Below are 18,081 nucleotides of genomic sequence, written 5' to 3' on the forward strand. Positions count from 1 at the left end.
GCGCAGCCAGTGAGGGGTTAACCCGGCGTCAAGCGCTGCCGATCAAAGCGCGCGGGGCAATCGCAGCTGTGCCTCCAGGCCTTGGGGGCTGCTGTTGGCAAGACGCAAGCTGCCGCCGAACCGACTGGCGATTGCCTCGACAATGGCCAGTCCCAGGCCGCTTCCGCCGTTGCCCGAGGTCCGTTTGAAGCGTTCGGTCAACACATGCAGTTCACCGGCGGGCGCACCCGGCCCCTGGTCCACGATTTGCCAGAGAACCCACTCACCGTCCAGCGAACAGTTTATGTCGATCCGGCCCCGGTCCGGCGAAAAGCGCACGGCGTTGTCCAGCAGATTTCGAAGCGCTGCGGACGCGAGCGCCGCAGGGACGGCAACCCGTGCGGATGAAGGATTCCGGTAGGTAATCCGGATCTGTCTTTCTTGCGCTTTGTGGGTAACTTCTACCAGTGCCGATGAAGTGATTTCGTCCGCACTGCTCCGGGCGGCATCGGCAAAAGCGGCGTTGCCTTCTATCCGGGCCAGAAGGAGCAATTGCTCAAGGGTATCCTGCAGCTTATCCAGCGCTCGGGCAGCCTGCTCAAGAGCGTGGTTCGACTGCTTGCCCTGGGTGAGACTTGCCACCTGCAGTTGCGTTTTTATGCCGGTTAGCGGCGTGCGCAGCTCATGAGCGGCATCGCCGGTAAAGCGCCGCTCCCGCTGCAGGGCCTGGCTCACCCGCAGTAAAAGACGGTTGATTTCGGCCACTAGAGGCTTTACTTCTTCCGGTGCATTATCCCAGGCCAGTGGCTCAAGTTCCTGGATGTCGCGCCCGGCAACATCCTTGCTGAGTTGTCGCAATGGCTTGAAACCGTGGCGGATACCGAACCAGAGAATAATCAACGTGCCCGCCAGAGCCAGCGCAAAAGGGGAGGCCGCAGCGAGGACGATAGACATCATCAGGGCATCGCGTGTGTCCAGGCGATCAGCCGTGGTAATGACCAGAGAGTCGGCGACCAGGGTGTAGACCCGCCACTGTTCTCCGCCCACCTCCCGGTCGCTATAACCCTCAACTGCCGTCTCCAGCACGGCAGCAGGGGCACCCTGGGAAAGCGCAACCAGGTCTCCGCGCAGGGTGCTGACCCGGCATGCCAGATTTGAGGGAAACTCCGGGGTGGCCACAAGGGCGGCATTGGATTCTCCACCTGCCTGTGTTGCCTCTGTCAGGTGCTGCCGGCTGATGAGCGACGCCACCATTCTTGCGGAGGCCGCCAGACGATCATCGAGACTGTTCTGGACTTCACTGCGGACACCCAGCAGTTGCCAGGGCGCCAGTAACAACCACAAGCCGGCAACTGAAACGCTAATCAAAACCATTAGCCGCCACCGCAGACTTTTCTGAAAAGTCATTGGGAAGGTTTGTTAATGCGATAGCCCATACCGCGCAGAGTCTCGATCAGTTCGTTGCCCAGTTTCCGTCGCAGATTGTGCACGTGCACTGCGATGGCGTTGCTCTGTACGCCGTCACTCCAGCCATAGACACTGTCCTGTAATTGGCCGGGAGTGAGGATCTGGCCCGGGCGCTGCAGCAGCGCCTGCAGAACCGCAAGTTCCCGGCGTGACAGAGACACGGGCACCCCACTGACCTGAACCTCCAGCCGAACCGGGTCGAGGCTGAGTGTGCCATGCTGCACCAGGTTTGTTGAACGGCCTTCAGCCCGCCTCGCCAGCGAGTGCAACCGGGCCATAAGCTCCCCCAGATCAAAGGGTTTGGTGAGGTAGTCGTCCGCTCCGGACTCAAGCCCCGCAATGCGGTCCGGCACCGCGTCCCGCGCAGTCAGTATGAGTATGGGCAGGTCATGGCCTTGTTCGCGCCATCTTTTCAACAAGGTCATTCCGTCTTCGTCAGGTAGCCCCAGATCCAGCACCACCACATCGAAGCGAGCGACGCTCATGGCAGTCTCTGCAGTGGCCGCGGACCGGACCCAGTCGGAGGTCTGGCCAAGGGCCTCAAGTCCTGCCTTGAGGCCATCGCCTACGAACTCGTCGTCTTCAACAATCAGAATATGCACGCATGCCTCTCGGGTAGAAAAGTGGTAGCCATCAGTAGTGCAAGTACCGCTTAATCTCTACATAATCCGCCCACCTCATCCTCCGCTAACAGCCACTCGAACAGAGAGGTTTATCCAGGCGCAGTGCTTCGAGAAGAGGCTCCCGCAAAAATTTTTGCCACGAGATTTTTTATGCTGACAACTAGTATAGGCCATTTGGCCGTACCCACCTCCCGACTTCTCATGATGATCGCGTTGCTTGTTGCAATTGTGGTAGGCGGCCTTGTTGGCCGAAAACGAGGCGTGGTCACATCCGACAGCATGATTAACAGTTTTCTGGTCGGGCTTCTGGTGGCACGCGGTACTTTCGTGATCCTTTACTTTGACTCTTACCGGGAGGCCCCGCTTTCCATGGTAGACATCCGGGACGGCGGGTTTCTGCTCCTGCCTGGCATTGGGGCCGCCTTGATTACAGCGTTATGGCGGGGGTGGCGTACACCGGCTCTACGCAGGCCTCTGGGTGCGGCGATTCTGACGGGTGTTGGAATATGGGTCGGTATGCTGGGTGCCGTGACGGGGATGGAGGCTTCCCAGCCCGGCCTGGCAACCGAGTCATTTCAGCGGCTGGACGGCGACTTTGTCACGCTCGCAAACCTTGGGCCAGAAGAAGAGGGAAAACCACGCGTGGTCAATCTCTGGGCCACCTGGTGCCCACCTTGTCGCCGGGAAATGCCCGTTCTGCAGGCTGCGCAGGCCAGAGAAACAGATATCACCTTCGTGTTTGCCAATCAGGGGGAGTCCCCCGGCCAGGTACGGGACTATCTGATCGGGGATAAACTTGAGTTAGAGAACGTGCTGCTGGACCCCATGAGCACACTGGGGCAGGTCAGTGGCTCCCGAGCACTGCCCACTACACTGTTTTACGACGCTCAGGGGCGCCTGGCTGATTATCATCTTGGCGAGTTGTCTGCAGCCTCACTCAAACAAAAACTCAAACGCCTCAACTGACCCGGAGAATTAATTCGGGACCTATAGACCCATTCATACGTCACCTGCCCGGGCTGTTCCTGTTTTCACAGGCTTGCTCCGCTTGCCAGCCCACCAACAGGACAGGTCGTCCAGGAGCTTGTAGGCCAAGGGCACAAAGACGAGCGCGAGGCTGCTGGCCGCGAGCATGCCGCCTACCACCACCGTGCCGATCTCCTGACGACTGGCGGCGCCGGCCCCGCCAGCTACCATAAGGGGCAGGGAGCCAATGATGAAAGTGGCAGCGGTCATGAGGATCGCGCGAAAGCGCTGACGCGCCGCATTGATGGCGGCCGTGGCGGAGTCCATGCCTCCGCGCCGGTTTTGCACTGCGAATTCCACAATCAAAATCGCATTCTTCGCCGCCAGCCCCACCAGCACCAGCAGGCCCACCTGGAAGTAAAGATCGTTTGGAAAGCCGCGCAACAGGGTGGCCAGAGCACCGCCGAGTACTGCGAAGGGCACGGCGGCGGCCACGGCCAGCGGCAGGGCGAGTCGCTCGTACTGCGCTGCCAGAATAAGGAAGACCATCAACAAGCCCATGAAGAAGGCACCGGCACCGCTGCCGGAAGCCTGGTCCAGCTGATAGGCTTCGCCAATCCAGGCCATCTGTAAATCCGCGTCCAGTGGCAGACTGGCAGATACTTCCTCCAGGGCCGCCTTGGCCTGACCGCTGGTGTAACCCGGCGCCGGATTCGCCATCACCCGCACCGCCGGGTAGCCGTTGAAGCGCGTCAGCAGGTCGGCGCCCCGGCGGCGCTCCAGCGCCACCAGGGAGCTCATGGGCACCATGCTGCCGCTGTCACTGCGGACAAAAACGTGGCGGAGATCCTCCGGCTGGCGGCGATACTCGCTTTCCGACTGCAGGTAAACCCGCCACAAGCGGCCGAGATAGGAGAAGTCGTTGATGTACATGGCGCCAATAGTGCTTTGCAGGGCGTTATAGATGCGGGAGACGGGCACTCCCATGGCCTTGGCTTTTTCCCGGTCTACCATGGAATGGTATTGCGGTACGCTGGCTTCAAACATGACGTTGGCACCCGCCAGTTCCGGGCGGGAGGATGTGGCCTCTCGCAACGCCCCCGCCACGGTTTCCAGCAGGGCCACGTCGGTATCGCCCCGTACTTGCAGATATCCTTCCACGCCGCCCGTCAGCGACAGGCCGGCAATCGGCGGCGGTGTAAACGAGCGCAGGTTGGCTTCCTGCACGCTGGCGCCCAGACGGCGCACCCGTTCCGCCACGGCAGAGGCACTTTGTTCCTGCTCGTTACGTTGATTCCAGTCCGTCAGGCTGACGAAACCGCCCAGTGCGTGACTGCGCATCACGCCGTTGATCAGGTCGAAGCCGGCGAAGGAAATGTAACCCTCAACTTCATCCATGGCCATGATCTCCTGAGCAAGGTGATCGCGCACGGCCTCGGTGCGCGGCAGCGACGAGGCTGGCGGCAGCTGCCCCAGAACGCGCACCACCCCCTGGTCCTCCGCGGGCAAAAGCCCGACCGGCAGCCGGTCGAGCAGCAGCCAGGTAGCGCCGAAGAACAGCAGCAGGAGGGCGACGCCGGCGCGCGGGCGTTTCAGCAGGACACTGACCACCAGAGTGAATCCGTTCGTCAACTTGTCGAAGGCGCGATTGAAGGTGCGGAAAAACTTGCCGGGCTCCTGCTGTTGTGGGCGCAGCAGCAAGGCGCACATGGCGGGAGTGAGTGTCAGCGCGACCACACCAGAGATAACCACCGACACGGCAAGGGTGACGGCAAACTGACGGTACAGGCCGCCGCTCAGGCCGTCCAAAAAGGCCACCGGCGCGAATACGGCCACCAGCACCAGGGTGGATGACAGCACTGCGCCACTCACCTGGCGCACGGTTTCGATGGAGGCCTGGCGCGCAGACATGCGTTTCTCGGTCATCAGACGTTCCACGTTTTCCATGACAATAATGGCGTTGTCCACGACTATGCCAATGGCCAGCACAAGACCGAACAGGGTGAGCATGTTCAGGGAAAAGCCCAGGGCGAGCATGCCGGCGAAGGTGCCGATCAGGGACACCGGAATGGCCGCCACCGGAATCAGGGTCGCGCGGAAGTTTTGCAGGAAGAGATAGGTCACCAGCACCACCAGGGCGACGGCCACCAGCAGGGTGATTACCACCTCGCGGATAGACGCCCGCACGAATTCGGTGGTGTCGTAAGCAATGGTGTATTCGAGGCCGGCCGGAAAGTCTTGTCCGAGATCCTGCAACGCTTCCTGAACCCGGTCGGCGGTATCCAATGCATTGGCTCCGGATTCCAGATAGACCCTGAAGGGTACTGCAGCTGAGCCATTGAAGGTGCCGGAAAAACTGTAATCCTGCGAACCCAGTTCCACCCGGGCCACGTCCCCCAGGCGTAGGCTGGAGCCGTCCGCCTCGCTGCTCAGCACAATCGACTCGAACTGTTCCGGGGTAGTTAACTGACCTTCACTGGTCACAGTAAAGGTAAAGGGATCTGCCTCATCATTGGGCGGAGCGCCCAGGCGACCGGTGGCATATTCCGCGTTCTGCTCCCGCAAAGCGGCGGCCACGTCCTGGGTTGTGAGTTCGTGCTTGGCGAGCCGGGCCGGATCAAGCCAGACGCGCATGGCATAGTCCTGCAGGCCGAACAGGCTGGCATCCCCAACGCCTTCAATCCGTACCAGTTCGTCCAGCATATTGAGCAGCGCATAGTTGCTGATCTCCACCATGCCCATAGTGTCGTCGGGCGAGGTGAGTACGCCCAGCAGGAGGATGTCGGTAGAACGGGACTGCACGCGCAAGCCCATGTCGCGCACAATCTGTGGCAGGCGCGGCGCGGCTGCCTGAACCCGGTTGTTGACGTTGATGGTCGCCTGATCCGGATCGGTGCCTATGTCGAAAGTTACCGTAAGTTGCAGAGTGCCCGTGTCGGTGCTGGTGGAGTCCATGTAGATCATGTCCTCCACCCCGTTGATTTCCTGCTCCAGGGGTGAAGCCACCGAGTCCGCCACCACTGTGGCGCTGGCGCCCGGGTAGGAGGCGGTGACCACCACTTGGGGCGGCACCACGTTCGGGTACTGTTCCAGTGGCAGTTGGCGCAACGCAGCCAGACCGGCCAGCACAATAATCACCGAAATTACCGAAGCAAAAATGGGGCGGTCGATAAAGAAACGCAGCATTACAGGCCCGCCTGTGCAGGGGTCCGGGCTAGTTCCCCTTGCATATGGACCCTGGCTGGAACGGTTTCGACCACACTCACGGCACTGCCCGGCCTGAGCGAAACCTGACCGTTCACCACCAGCTGATCCCCGGCGGAAAGTCCTGTCAGCACTACCTGCAGGCCTTCCACGATCGGCCCCAGGTTCACCGGCCGTGCCCGGGTTGTCTGGTCGCCGGAGGCAGTGCCGTTATCGACTGTATATACCTGGGGGCCTGCCGGGCCTTCGGTGACGGCTTTGGGGTCGATCAGCACCACATCCCGGAACACCCGCAGGGGCAGCTGCAAGCGCACAAACTGGCCCGGCAGCAACTCGCCTTGAGGGTTTGGAAACACCGCGCGCATGTGGATGCTATCCGTCCGCGGGTCGATGCGGGCATCGGTAAAATTCAACTGGCCGGAATAGGGGAAGGCTTGCCCACGATCCAGAAGCAAGCCGGTTTCTGCCGGCCCACCAGCTCCGTCCGCGAGCGCGACCCGACGCGTGGCCGCATCACGGGCGGGCAGTGTGAAATGAACGTGAATGGGGTCGAGCGGCGTGATGGTTGTCAGCAGGGTACCGGCCTCCACCAGATTACCTGCCGCGAGGGCCTCAAGCCCAACAATACCGGCCACGGGTGCCTCCACCTGGGCGTAGCGCAGCAGACGTTTCGCGTCGCTCTCGGCGGCCTCAGCTTTTTGTAGCCTGGCCAGGGCGGCCTGCAGAGCGGTGGTGGCCCTGTCCTTGTCGTGCTCACTGCTGACCTGGCGGGCGAAAAGATCCTGCTGACGGCGCGACTCCCGCTCCGAGTTGGCGTGCTCCGCCCGGGCCTCGGCCAGCTCCGCTTCGGTTTGTCGCAGTGCCAGTACATAGGGCTCGGGATCAATCTGAAACAAGGCCTCGCCCTTTTGGATACGTTGCCCCTCCTGATACAGCCGCTGCTTCAAAACGCCGCCCACCTGCGCACGTAGTTCCACCGCGCCGGGGCTTCGCACCCGGGCGGCGTACTCGCCATACTGCACCGCCTCGCCGGTTTCCACGATGGCGACGCTCACCGCGGCACCAGGTGTTTTTGGTTTGGGTATGCTCGACTCAGTGCTGCAGGCGCCGAGCAACACTGCGGCCGCAACAACAGCAAGAGCCAACGGCCAGCGAGGGAGAGTCACTGGGGATATCAAATGCAGCAGGTTCATTAAAAGCGCTCCGGGGACAGGCGGACCAGAATGGGCGGCCAGTCAAACAGGGCTGCATTAAGGAGGGATTAAATGCGAACACGCTTAGTGAAAAGTAGACGGATCCCGGGATCAAGATCGAGGTTGCGCAAGGGCGCGACTAATCCCGCTTTACGCCCGGCCTGCGCGCCACGGTCTCAGACGGCAATTCGCCGTACACCTGACGATATAGAGCGGCGAAACGCCCAAGTTGGGTAAAGCCGTATTCGGTTGCTATTTGCGTGACGCTGGTATCGCGACAGGATTGCAGTGCAGTACGCACCGCTTTCAGCCGCGTTTGTTGTACATAGCGCATTGGGGAGATATTCTGGAATCGTCTGAACCCGTCGTACAGGCGGCGCTCGCTGACGCCCGTGAGTTCCACCAGCGAGTCCATGGACAGGTTTTCCGAGATATGGTCATGGATGTAATCCATTGCCAGCCTGACATGGCGCGGCCGCACCATCTGCGTATCGTTCAACAGCGGGGCGGTGTAATTATGATTCAGGGAATAGAGCAGCGCCTTGATGATATTGTCCAGCTCGGTTTCCAGGATCTCGGTATTGCGGTAAAAACTGCACTCCTGACTGTATTCGCAGATAAACGAGAACAGGTGTCGCCACCAGGATGCGTGTTGCGCGTTGCCATTCTCCATGGCTGTGTCGAACACAAGAGCACCCTGCACGGGTATACCGAGGCAGGAAGCGGCGATTCTCTCCAGCCTGTCTTTTGTAATCTGCACCGTGAACTGTCGGCAGTCGTGACTCCAAACCATTTTGGTGAAAGCCGACGGGTTGATGACCGATGCCCGGGCGGGGTCGGATTCTATCACCTGACCGCCGCTCTCGACCTGGGCCCGTCCTTGTAGCGGCAGCTGGATGAGATAGAAATCCTTCAGATAGCCCGGCTCTATACGGCTCTCCGTGCCGTACTGCATATAGTTGAAACTGATCCCGCGGAAGGGCATATGGTAGTGGAAGGCGTCCACCTGGCCGGTCCGCGAGGAAAGCTGATGGTCACAATACACCTCGCTGACACGGCAACGGGCCTCATCCAGATCAGAGGTCTGAAACAGCCTGTATTCAGGTCTTCGGATCAACCGGGTCTGGTCCGCAATCTCTTCCACCGCTGCACCCTTTTCATCCGTCGCCTGTTTGCAGTGGTATCACAAACACCTGGTTACTTCAAATATAAAATGTTTGCGTCGGGATAACGCCTGTTCCGCGCTGCTACTGGTGACTGCTGTCCCCCTCCATCAGCAGCGGCATGAGGGGATAATGCTGCTCCGGCCCCATGGCGCCGTAGCCGCCGTCCACGGGCACGTCGCCTCCGGTCATGTAGGAAGCTTCGTCTGACGCAACGAAAGAAACCACGGCGGCGACTTCTTCCGCGTCCGATACCCTGCCCATCAGGTTGTAAGGAGCGGAAACCTTGTCGGCGTGTGTCCGATTGTCGCCGGTCAAACCTTCAAAGGGGTCAGACCAACAATGCCCGATCGTCACTGAGTTGACCCGTACGCGTCGTGCTGCGTACTCCACGGCCTGCGTCCTGGACAGATGTCGCAAGGCTGCCTTGGATATGGGATAAGCCCAGCGACCGATATGGGGGAACAGTCCGGAAATGGAGCCGACGTTCACGATATTGCCACCTGCGGCGGCGAGGTGCTCAATCGCGATCTCTCCCAGGATCGCAGGCGATACCGCGTTGGTGTTGAGTGTGGAAAGCCAGGTTTCCCGTGTTGTTTCCGCGCCATCATCGCCGTAGACACAGGCGTTGTTCACCAGAATATGCAGGGCGCCGAAGTGCTCGATGGTCCGTGCCACCAGATGGCGCAGATCGTCATCCTGCGTGATATCCGTTTTAACGTAGAGGGCTCTTTCCCCAAGCTGTGCGGCCAGGGCTTCGCCCTTGTCCCCACTGCGTGCCGCGATCACAACGCTTGCACCATCCGCGTGCAGCTTGCTTGTTATCGCCTTGCCGATGGAAGCAGCACCACCGGTAATAATAGCCACCTTGTTGTCCAGCCTTGCCATATTGATTCTCCCGATAAGCCTTCAGTCAAACGCCGGCCAGTCAACCTGTTGACCAGTCTCCGGTCCAAAATTCGCGTAGTCGTAATCTGTCTTCAGTGCCAGATTGAGACGATTGTAAGTGGCGAAATCGCTGACCAGATGCACCAATTGCAGTACCCCCTTGTCAGTCAGGCCGGTGCCTTTCAAAGCCGCAATGTCTCTCTCATCGATGGCACGCGGCTCATCATTCACCTTTAGCGCAAAATCAAGCACGACCCTGAGTTCCGCTTCCTTCACCGCAGAGATACCCTCGGCCGCCAGTTCCTGCACGTAGGCCTCTGATGCATTGAGGCCGTGGCCCAGTATCGTGCAGAAAGCACCCGTACAGTACGCGCAGCCGTTGGCGCGGGACACCAGAATGCCTACGTGTTGAATGGTCTCCTGCGATAACTCACCGGATTCCCACAGGACTTTGGTAGCTCCGAGCTTGGCCTTCATGAATTCCGGAAAATTCAACTCCAGGAGGAAATGATTGGGCACCTTCCCTTCCATTTCTGTCACCCATTCGAAGATCCCCAGGATTTCGGGGTCAGAAATCGAACTCTGTTCATGCAGTTGCAAAAGCGCCATACAAGCTCCTCAAGATAACAATCCACGGGCAACCATATAACCCGAATTTCCCGCCAGACCCGGACCGGGATGGGTAGAAGCACCGATGTGATACAGATTCCGCACCGGCGTCTGGTGATTCTTCAATGCCTTCAGTGGACGCCAGAGAAAAAACTGCTGCATACCGCAGTGCCCGGAGTAGGGGTCCCCGCCGACCAGATTGCCATTGATGCTTTCGAGGTCTTTCGGTGACAGAACAACCCTGCGGCGTATGCTGCCCGCAAGCCCCGGGACATGCTCGCTGATACGCGCCACGATTCTGTCTGCATACCGCTCCGCGATCTGCTGTGTCCATTGCCCGTCCCCTGGCGCCTCAATCTGCCCGGCTGCATCTCCCCGTATAATCGAAGGGAGCTCCTGCAGCTGGATCCAGAGGATGGCCTTGCCCGCAGGAGCCCGCGAGGGATCCAGGACCGTGGGCTGTGCCACAACGATCGTCGGCTCTGCCGGCAGCAGGCCGCACCCGGCCTGGCTTACGGCCAGGGAAACCGCATCCAGCCCGCCGCTCAAGTGCACCATTGCCACATCGTCAAGTTGTGGGTCGCGCCACTGCGGCAGCCGATCCAGCGCCAGATGAATCTGCATGCAGGCGTTGCCAAAGCGGAAATTCTTCGCCTGTTCTCGCACTGCTTCCGGTACCCAGTCAGGCTCCAGCAGTGATAAATACAGCTGCTGCGGAGTGACGTTACAGATCACGGCGTTTCTGGCCTCTATTTTACAGCTCTGGCGACTTTGCGCATTCCCGGGCTCCCCGTGCAGACACTCCACGCCCTGCGCCCGGCGGTGCTCGACCACAATCCGCTTAACGTCACTGTTGACATGCAATTCACCGCCGTACTCCTCGATCAGACCACGGAATGCCCGTACCAGATTTTCGCTGCCGCCCTTGACCACGGGCATACCTGCAGATTCGAGGCTGAAGGTAATTACCCGGCTCATGGCGCCGGAGAAATTTGCCTCTGGCCCCAGTCCCGTGTGCAAGATCCAGGGCGCCAGCAATGACTTGGCCAGATCGGACCTGAAATACTGGTCCAGCCAGTCTCTGCTGGACGCCATCGCCTCGCCCGCATACAGGCTGAGCCCGGCAGATCCGCGGGCACGCCACTCGCGCCACAGCAGTCGCAGCGTCGCAAGACTCAATATTTCATTGCTCAACAAGCTGAAGGTAAGGTCAGCGTCACGCTCCATTTCGGTCATGGTCCGTGCGTATCTGTCGCCGTCACCGTCACCCAGAGCGTTGAGCACCGCGATATTTTGTTCGCGAGATGTGCTGAGGACCAGCGATTCTCCGGCAGGGGTGGCCACTGCGGTGGGTTTTTCGGTATTGAGATACACCAGGCCATGACGCGCCAGATCTGCTCCCAGTGCCCGATAGCTGGGCGAGGTCACGAACAGTGGATGCCACCCCGACAACACATCATGGCGAAATCCTTCCTCGGTGATCTCTGCTGTCTTGATGCACCCGCCAAGGTAGTCGTTGCGCTCGAGCACACAGACCGAGTGACCGGCTTTCGCGAGAAGCGCAGCGCAGCAGAGGGAGTTTATCCCGCTGCCGACGAACACAAAGTCATACGTGTTTTTCATAAACGACTTCGCCCGGTGTGGCTACTTGCCTGGTGTATTTCTGCTGCAGCCTGGGCAATATGTGCGCATAGTCACCGGGATCCAGCGCACGAAACCACTGCTTTACACGTGTCGGTACAGGCAGGTTCATATTCATGTCGTCGAGAAGTTCGTCGATATGGTGGATCGAGAACGGTATGATATTGGTACCTTTGGAGTGTTTGCCGTCGGTCCTCGCTTCCATCCACGCGAGCTTGCGGTCGGCGTATTCATTCTGTGCCTGCAGCGAGGGCAGCTTGATACCGCCCTCCAGATAGTCCACCAGCCACAGAGCGGCAATTTCGCAGTTCAGCTGACTGAAGAAAGACGAGTTGTAGCCATTGAACGCCAGGCGTGGAACCCCGATGGGGAGAACAGAGCGGTAGAGGCGGAAGTTGCCGTCGCGGTCGGTAACTTTCTGCATGATGGCTTCATCCAGAAAAGGGCACACCTGGCGCCAGCCAGTGCCGCAGATCACCACGTCAGCAGGCAGCGTTTCCCCGCTGTCGAGGATGGCCTTGCCCGGTTCCAGCCGGGTGATTTCCGCGCTTTTTCTTATACTGATCACCCCTGACTCTATCTTTTCGTAGAAGCCGTCGGTGACCAGGCTGACGGTTGAGCGCGCGATAGTTTCCAGGGGCTTGTCCGGATGCAGGTCTAGCCGCCGGAGGTGCAACTGCCGCTCGATAACCCATTCCATGGAACCAAGCATGGCACGCCGCAGCGGGTTCCCGATGCCGTGCAGGAACCGTTCGAATCCACGCAGGCGAATATATCGAAACAGCGCTTCGCTCAGTCGCGTCAGAAAAAGGTGCTTGAAATTGAGTACATTGGCCAGGTGCTTTGGCAGCTTCCAGATCAGGGTGCGCGCGACAACTGTCGTAGTTGCCGTCGAATCGGCGATGGCGTTGGCGACATCGCAGGACGACTTCCCGTAGCCAACAACCAGAACATGTTGATCCCTGACCGCCTGTTTGTCGTTGAATTCGCTGGTGTGTAAAACTCTTCCACCATGCGCCTTGAATTCTTCTGCTCCGGGGTACTCCGGAATCAAGGGAACGGAGAAGATGCCATTGGCAATGATCAGATAATCGAAATACTGCGTTGTGAACTGATCGCCACCTGCAGGCTTCGTTGTCCGCACCGTGATTGCCCAGCGCATGGCCTGTTCTTCGAAGCTTGCATCGGTAACTTCCGAGTTCAAGTGAATGTAGTCGAGAATGCCGAAATGCACAGCATACGAATGCATATAGGCTTGCACCTGTTCTCCACTGGGCCACTCCGGATAATCCGACGGCATGGGATAATCCGAGAGTGCATACGTCGAACGCGGATTCTGCGTGGTGAGGCCGGGGTAGCGCCGGGATGCCGACCAGACCCCCCCAACATCCGCCTCCTTCTCATAGACCGTTACATCGTATCCCATGGCGTCAAAGACTCTGGCGGCACTCAGCCCGCCGAACCCTGCGCCTACGATACATATGGTTTTAATCGACATGTCGTCCCTTTCCGCAGGTCGGTGATTTCAAGTTGTCGCTACCGGGCTTGTTCTGGGCGTGTCTGCTCATGTCAGCGGCACGAGCGCTCATTAGCGCGCGGTACAGGGTTTATTGCTCAGAACTGAAACTTGTACGTCAGGTACCATTGTGCCGGGCGGGCGACGACAACCTCCCGGGATTGGAAGGCGTCGCCGGCAACCCCTGTCACAAAGTAATCTTCGTCGGTCAGATTGGTTCCGCCGAATGTCAGGCGGTGGGTGTCGGCGGCACTTACCCAGCTGATACTGGCGTCGAGCACGGTATAGCTGTCTTGCGCGATCACAGGTGTATTGAAGGCATCGTTAAAGGTCTGTGACTGATAAGCCGCGTTGGCGCGGGCGATAATGGCCGCGCCATTCGCCAGGCCAAACTCTTTGGAGCCAGCCAGATTGAACGTCCACTCCGGAACCCGTTCGAAGTCGTTGCTTTTGGGGAACAGCGCGGTGGCCTCATCCAGTTCGTCATAGGAGGCGTCGATATAGCCCACCCCGGCGTCGAACACCCAGCCGCCGCCGGGCACCAGCTTTGCCTCCAGCTCAAAACCATCGATACTGGCGCTGCCGGCGTTTTCGGTAACCGGAGCGACACTGGTGAATACCTGGATCTGCAGGTCGTCATAATCAGTATGAAACACTGCGCCGTTCAGGGTGAAGCGCTTGTCGGCGGACGCGTACTTGAAACCCAGTTCGTAGACTTCGACAAACTCCGGATCAAACGTGGGAATAAGATCGATGTCCGGTGTCCCGGGAGGAGCGGTAAAACCGGCCACGATGGGAGGGAATACCCGCTGGGTAAAACCACCCGATTTGAAACCCTCAGAGTAACTACCGTAGATCATCAGAGGGTCATTCACATGGTAGGAGAGAGTCACCATCGGTGTCGTCTCTTCGATCTCGACTTCCTTCTCCACGAAGGGAAGAACGCGTGCGCCCGGCTGCAAAAAGGGCGCATCGAGCTGGGGGTCGCCGGTGCCGGAGAATGGGTTGCTGAAAATTATCTGGTCAGGCAGGAATTTCTTGTCTTCCTCGGTATAGCGCAGGCCAAGGGTGAGGCTCCACTTTTGCGCAAAGTCGTAGGTAAGCTGGCCATAAACGGCCCGGGCTTCATTGTCGAAGGCACCACCACTGCGAAAGCTCGAAATGGCGAAATCGAGCAGATTGATGTTGTTGCCTTCCTCCTTGAAATAGTAGGCACCAAGAATCCAGCTCAGCGCGTTCATTTCACCCAGCAGTTGAAACTCCTGGCTGAACTGATCCTGTTGTAGATCGTCGAAGAACTGGGATATCAGTTGTGGTGAGTGATCCCCGTCACGGGAAAACTGGCTGTCGAGGTCGCGAAATGCAGTGATGGAACGCAATTCCAGGCCTTCACTGGGCCTCCAGCTCACGTTCGTACTCGCCCCCCACAGATCCAGCTCCGAAAATGCAGGGGCTGTGCCTGCATTGAAGTCATCGCCCTGGATATAACGGTTGTCGTAACAACCCGGGACCGCCAGGTTCAGCTCCATACCGGGTACCGCGCAGGGCGCGGGCGGACCACCGGCCGCGAGGTTGGCGCCGACATTGTGAATGACTGCCATGGGAGGCGTTTGCGGATCGATCGGGTTGCCGTGGTTAATGTCGACCAGGGTAAATGCAGGTCCATTCTCGCGATCCCGGGTTGCGTCCACAGCAAAATCCACTGTGAGGTTCGAAGAGGGCAGCCAGCGTAGAGCGACTCTTCCTGTCAGGGTGTCGTCATCGCCCAGATCAACTCCGTCCTCCCGCGTGACATAGCCGTCGCGGTTGAAACTTGCCACGCTCAGCGTGGAACGAAGTGTGTCACTGAGCGGGATATCAATGCTCGCGGAGAGATCGGCGCGGTTGTCGTCGCCCACGGTCGCGGATACGCTGCCGCCGAGTTCAGGTCCCGGCTTGCGGGTGGTCAAGCTGATCGCACCGCCTATCGTGTTGCGCCCAAACAGCGTGCCCTGGGGGCCGCGGAGGACCTCCACCTGCTGGACATCGATCAGGTCCAGAATCGCCCCCACGGACCGGGCGATATAAACCCCATCCACGTAGATGCCTACTCCGGGCTCTGTGGTGGGCAGAAACTCCTTCTGGCCCACACCCCGGATATAGACAGCCGCGGAATTACTGGAACCACTGAAGCTCGGATTGTTCTGGAATGTCAGATTGGGCGTATAGCTGGCAATCTGCCCGATATTGGTAATGCCACGATATTCGAGCGTGTCGCCCGAAAACGCCGAGATGGCGATAGGGGCGTCTTGCAACCCTTCTTCGCGTTTGCGCGCCGTGACTACCACTTCTTCCAGCAATGCCGAGGTTCTGTCCTGTTGCGCCCAGGCAGGCAAAGCGCTCGGGAAGACAAGCAGCGGCAGCGCCGCGAATGCTACTGATTTGCAGGGGACCATGATCGCTCCAAGATGAATAGATTTTATTTCTTGTCTATTGTCCTGGATCAATTATTGGCAGCATTCAAGCAGCGTTACTATTCAGCTACTGCGGGCAATGTGCAGTTGCTGCGGATTTCTGAACTGCCGCTACAGCCAGCCGGTCAGCTTGCCCTTGCCCTTGGCCTTGGCCGGGGATGCCCGTACTGCCTGAATCACGTTGCCCTGCAGTTCCAGGATTTCAAAGCGGTAGTCGGCAATGGCCAGGCCAGCATTGCCATCCGGAAACGATTCCAGATACTCCAGAATCAGCCCGCTCAGGGTTTTCGGGCCGTCTGTCGGCAGCTGCCAGTTGAGGGCCTTGTTGACCTCCCGAAGGTTGGCGTTGCCGGCGATAATATAGCTGCCGTCGCGCTGGGCGAAGATGGTCTCGCTGTCGTCCCCCATGCGCGAAGTGAACTCGCCCACAATTTCCTCAAGAATATCTTCCAGGGCGACGATGCCCATGACCTCGCCGTACTCGTCCACCACAATGGCCAGCCGCAGCTTGTTTTTCTGGAAGTGCACCAGCTGGGTGTGCAGCGGTGTACTCTCGGGTATGAAGTAGGGCTTGTCCATCTCCCGTTCCAGCGCATCGCGGTCCAGGCCCTGCTTGTCGATGATGCGGCTGATATTGCGCATGTGCAGGACCCCGACGATATTGTTGATATCGTCGCACCAGACCGGCAGGCGGGTATGGTTACTGGCCTGGACACAGCGCAGGATTTCCTCGTCACTGTCGTCCAGGTCTATGCCGTAAACTTCGTTGCGCGGCACCATTACGTCATCCACCGAGACCTCTTCCAGGTCAAGGATGTTCAGCAGCATGCCACGGTGGCGGGGCGGAATCAGCGCGCCCGCCTCGGTAACGATGGTGCGCAGCTCCTCGGAGGAGACATGCTCCTCGGTGGACGCCGCGGGATCCACCCCAAGTAACCGCAGCAGGGCGTTGGTAACGCTGTTCACCAGCCATACGACCGGGTACATCACTTTCATCAGTGGCAGCAGGATAATGCTGGCCGGAAAGGCAACGCGTTCCGGATGCAGGGCAGCGATGGTCTTGGGGGTGATTTCCGCGAACACCAGGATCACCAGGGTCAGCGCAATAGTGGCGATGGCAATGCCGGCATCACCCCACAGGCGAATCGCGATCACGGTGGCGATGGCGGAGGCGAGAATGTTGACCAGGTTGTTGCCGATCAGGATCAGGCCGATCAGCCGGTCCGGCCGGTCCAGCAGCTTGCTGGCTCGGCGGGCGCCCCTGTGATTCTGCTTGCGAAGATGTTTCAGCCGGTAACGGTTGAGGGTCATCATGCCGGTTTCTGAGCTGGAGAAGAAACCGGATAGCAGAATGAGGACTACCAGGACTGAGTATAAGAGACCCAGCGGTGCTTCGTTCAAAGCGGGGGCGGACCTTTGGCATGAATTGGTTGACCATCTTGAAGAAAAAGCCGGGCGGGAGCAAGCCCTGCGGACCATCTATTGCGGGCAGCTCAGCCGCGCTGCAGGATCAGTTCCAGGACCAGTTTGGAGCCGAAGAAGGCCAGCATCAGCAGGGCGAAGCCGCCCAGGGTGAAGCGGACTGCGGTCTGGCTGCGCCAACCCATCTGGTAGCGGCCCCAGAGCAGGGTGGAATAGATCACCCAGGCCACCAGCGTGAGCACGGTCTTGTGCACCAGGTGCTGGGCAAAGATATCCTCCAGGAACAGGAAGCCGGAGGCGATGGCCACGGTCAGCAGCACCACGCCGGCCCAGAGCAGCTCGAATAGCATGGTCTCCATCAGCTGCAGCGGGGGCAGAAAGCTGACAATGCCGGTGGCGCGATGCTGTTTGAGACTGCGGTCCTGCACCGCCACCAGCGCCGCCTGCGCCGCCGCCAGAGTCAGTACCGCATACGACAGGATGGAGGCGGCTATATGCAACAACAGGCCCCGGCCCAGGGTGTCGGGGGTGGTGCCGGAGTGGGGTGCAAAAGCGGAGATCAGTACCGCGGCCGCCGACAGCGGCATCAGTGCTACCAGCAGGTTTTGCAGCGGGCGCCGCACCAGCCAGGCGATGCAGGCGACATTGATCACCAGGAAAATCAGTGCCAGGATCTTGTAGAAGCCCAGGTGGACGGCGTGATCATCAAAAATGCTGAACCAGGCCACCAGGGCGTGGCAAACCAGGGCCACGGCGCCCATGCCAATCACGGCGCCGCTGAGCCGCGGCCGCCGCTGCAGTATGTGCGACAGATGCAGGCCTGCGGCGGCGAAGTACAGCAGCGCGGCAACAATGGCTAGCAGGGGCAGCGGCATGTTTGGGGGTTGGACCCGGGTGACGTATACTGCGCACCTTTGTACCGATTTGTCCGGCCATAATCAATAGCGTCGGCCGCTG

General features: G+C 59.5%; 13 protein-coding genes. 1 reads left to right on the top strand and 12 read right to left on the bottom strand.

Annotated elements, in window-relative coordinates; genetic code table 11:
* Positions 1-42 precede the first annotated feature (42 nt).
* Together Q6D67_RS09905 and Q6D67_RS09910 are read right to left on the bottom strand one after the other, a co-directional pair.
* Positions 43-1,353: a sensor histidine kinase gene (locus Q6D67_RS09905; protein WP_304705447.1), complete on the bottom strand. Its 1,311-nt coding sequence runs from the start codon at positions 1,351-1,353 to the stop codon at positions 43-45.
* 29 nt (positions 1,354-1,382) lie between these two features.
* Positions 1,383-2,048 (bottom strand): response regulator, encoded by a 666-nt coding sequence (locus tag Q6D67_RS09910; RefSeq protein WP_304705448.1) that lies wholly within the window; start codon positions 2,046-2,048, stop codon positions 1,383-1,385.
* A 222-nt stretch (positions 2,049-2,270) separates the two neighbouring features.
* On the opposite strand from Q6D67_RS09910, the gene Q6D67_RS09915 reads away from it, so the two are divergent.
* Complete coding sequence (locus Q6D67_RS09915; protein ID WP_304705449.1) at positions 2,271-3,035, top strand: TlpA disulfide reductase family protein; 765 nt, start codon at positions 2,271-2,273, stop codon at positions 3,033-3,035.
* Between the two features lie 33 nt (positions 3,036-3,068).
* Here Q6D67_RS09915 and Q6D67_RS09920 read toward each other — a convergent pair whose 3' ends face one another.
* The 10 genes from Q6D67_RS09920 to Q6D67_RS09965 all read right to left on the bottom strand — a co-directional run bounded on the left by Q6D67_RS09920 (position 3,069) and on the right by Q6D67_RS09965 (position 17,999).
* Positions 3,069-6,221, bottom strand: a complete 3,153-nt coding sequence (locus tag Q6D67_RS09920) for an efflux RND transporter permease subunit (protein WP_304705450.1) — start codon at positions 6,219-6,221, stop codon at positions 3,069-3,071.
* Positions 6,221-7,294 (bottom strand): efflux RND transporter periplasmic adaptor subunit, encoded by a 1,074-nt coding sequence (locus Q6D67_RS09925; protein WP_304705451.1) that lies wholly within the window; start codon positions 7,292-7,294, stop codon positions 6,221-6,223. The genes Q6D67_RS09920 and Q6D67_RS09925 overlap by 1 nt, the downstream gene beginning before the upstream one ends.
* A gap of 277 nt (positions 7,295-7,571) precedes the next feature.
* Complete coding sequence (locus Q6D67_RS09930; RefSeq protein ID WP_304705452.1) at positions 7,572-8,576, bottom strand: AraC family transcriptional regulator; 1,005 nt, start codon at positions 8,574-8,576, stop codon at positions 7,572-7,574.
* A 103-nt stretch (positions 8,577-8,679) separates the two neighbouring features.
* Positions 8,680-9,483, bottom strand: a complete 804-nt coding sequence (locus tag Q6D67_RS09935) for an SDR family oxidoreductase (protein ID WP_304705453.1) — start codon at positions 9,481-9,483, stop codon at positions 8,680-8,682.
* A gap of 21 nt (positions 9,484-9,504) precedes the next feature.
* Complete coding sequence (locus Q6D67_RS09940; RefSeq protein WP_304705454.1) at positions 9,505-10,092, bottom strand: carboxymuconolactone decarboxylase family protein; 588 nt, start codon at positions 10,090-10,092, stop codon at positions 9,505-9,507.
* 9 nt (positions 10,093-10,101) lie between these two features.
* Positions 10,102-11,715, bottom strand: a complete 1,614-nt coding sequence (locus Q6D67_RS09945; protein WP_304705455.1) for an NAD(P)/FAD-dependent oxidoreductase — start codon at positions 11,713-11,715, stop codon at positions 10,102-10,104.
* On the bottom strand, positions 11,699-13,231 hold the full coding sequence (locus tag Q6D67_RS09950) for an NAD(P)/FAD-dependent oxidoreductase (protein ID WP_304705456.1): 1,533 nt from the start codon (positions 13,229-13,231) through the stop codon (positions 11,699-11,701). The genes Q6D67_RS09945 and Q6D67_RS09950 overlap by 17 nt, the downstream gene beginning before the upstream one ends.
* A gap of 116 nt (positions 13,232-13,347) precedes the next feature.
* Complete coding sequence (locus Q6D67_RS09955; protein WP_304705457.1) at positions 13,348-15,684, bottom strand: TonB-dependent receptor; 2,337 nt, start codon at positions 15,682-15,684, stop codon at positions 13,348-13,350.
* A gap of 129 nt (positions 15,685-15,813) precedes the next feature.
* Positions 15,814-17,103 (bottom strand): HlyC/CorC family transporter, encoded by a 1,290-nt coding sequence (locus Q6D67_RS09960; RefSeq protein ID WP_304705458.1) that lies wholly within the window; start codon positions 17,101-17,103, stop codon positions 15,814-15,816.
* Between the two features lie 92 nt (positions 17,104-17,195).
* Entirely contained in the window at positions 17,196-17,999 is an 804-nt protein-coding gene (locus tag Q6D67_RS09965; protein ID WP_304705459.1) for an inner membrane protein YpjD, read from the bottom strand.
* Positions 18,000-18,081: the final 82 nt, after the last annotated feature.

This window comes from Haliea sp. E1-2-M8, assembly GCF_030649675.1.
GTDB lineage: Bacteria > Pseudomonadota > Gammaproteobacteria > Pseudomonadales > Halieaceae > Haliea.

Coding starts and splice junctions, on each gene's coding strand:
- Q6D67_RS09915 (WP_304705449.1), top strand. CDS start 2,271: ATGATGATCGCGTTGCTTGTTGCAATTGTGGTAGGCGGCCTTGTTGGC.
- Q6D67_RS09935 (WP_304705453.1), bottom strand. CDS start 9,483: ATGGCAAGGCTGGACAACAAGGTGGCTATTATTACCGGTGGTGCTGCT.
- Q6D67_RS09905 (WP_304705447.1), bottom strand. CDS start 1,353: ATGGTTTTGATTAGCGTTTCAGTTGCCGGCTTGTGGTTGTTACTGGCG.
- Q6D67_RS09920 (WP_304705450.1), bottom strand. CDS start 6,221: ATGCTGCGTTTCTTTATCGACCGCCCCATTTTTGCTTCGGTAATTTCG.
- Q6D67_RS09965 (WP_304705459.1), bottom strand. CDS start 17,999: ATGCCGCTGCCCCTGCTAGCCATTGTTGCCGCGCTGCTGTACTTCGCC.
- Q6D67_RS09940 (WP_304705454.1), bottom strand. CDS start 10,092: ATGGCGCTTTTGCAACTGCATGAACAGAGTTCGATTTCTGACCCCGAA.
- Q6D67_RS09950 (WP_304705456.1), bottom strand. CDS start 13,231: ATGTCGATTAAAACCATATGTATCGTAGGCGCAGGGTTCGGCGGGCTG.
- Q6D67_RS09945 (WP_304705455.1), bottom strand. CDS start 11,715: ATGAAAAACACGTATGACTTTGTGTTCGTCGGCAGCGGGATAAACTCC.
- Q6D67_RS09955 (WP_304705457.1), bottom strand. CDS start 15,684: ATGGTCCCCTGCAAATCAGTAGCATTCGCGGCGCTGCCGCTGCTTGTC.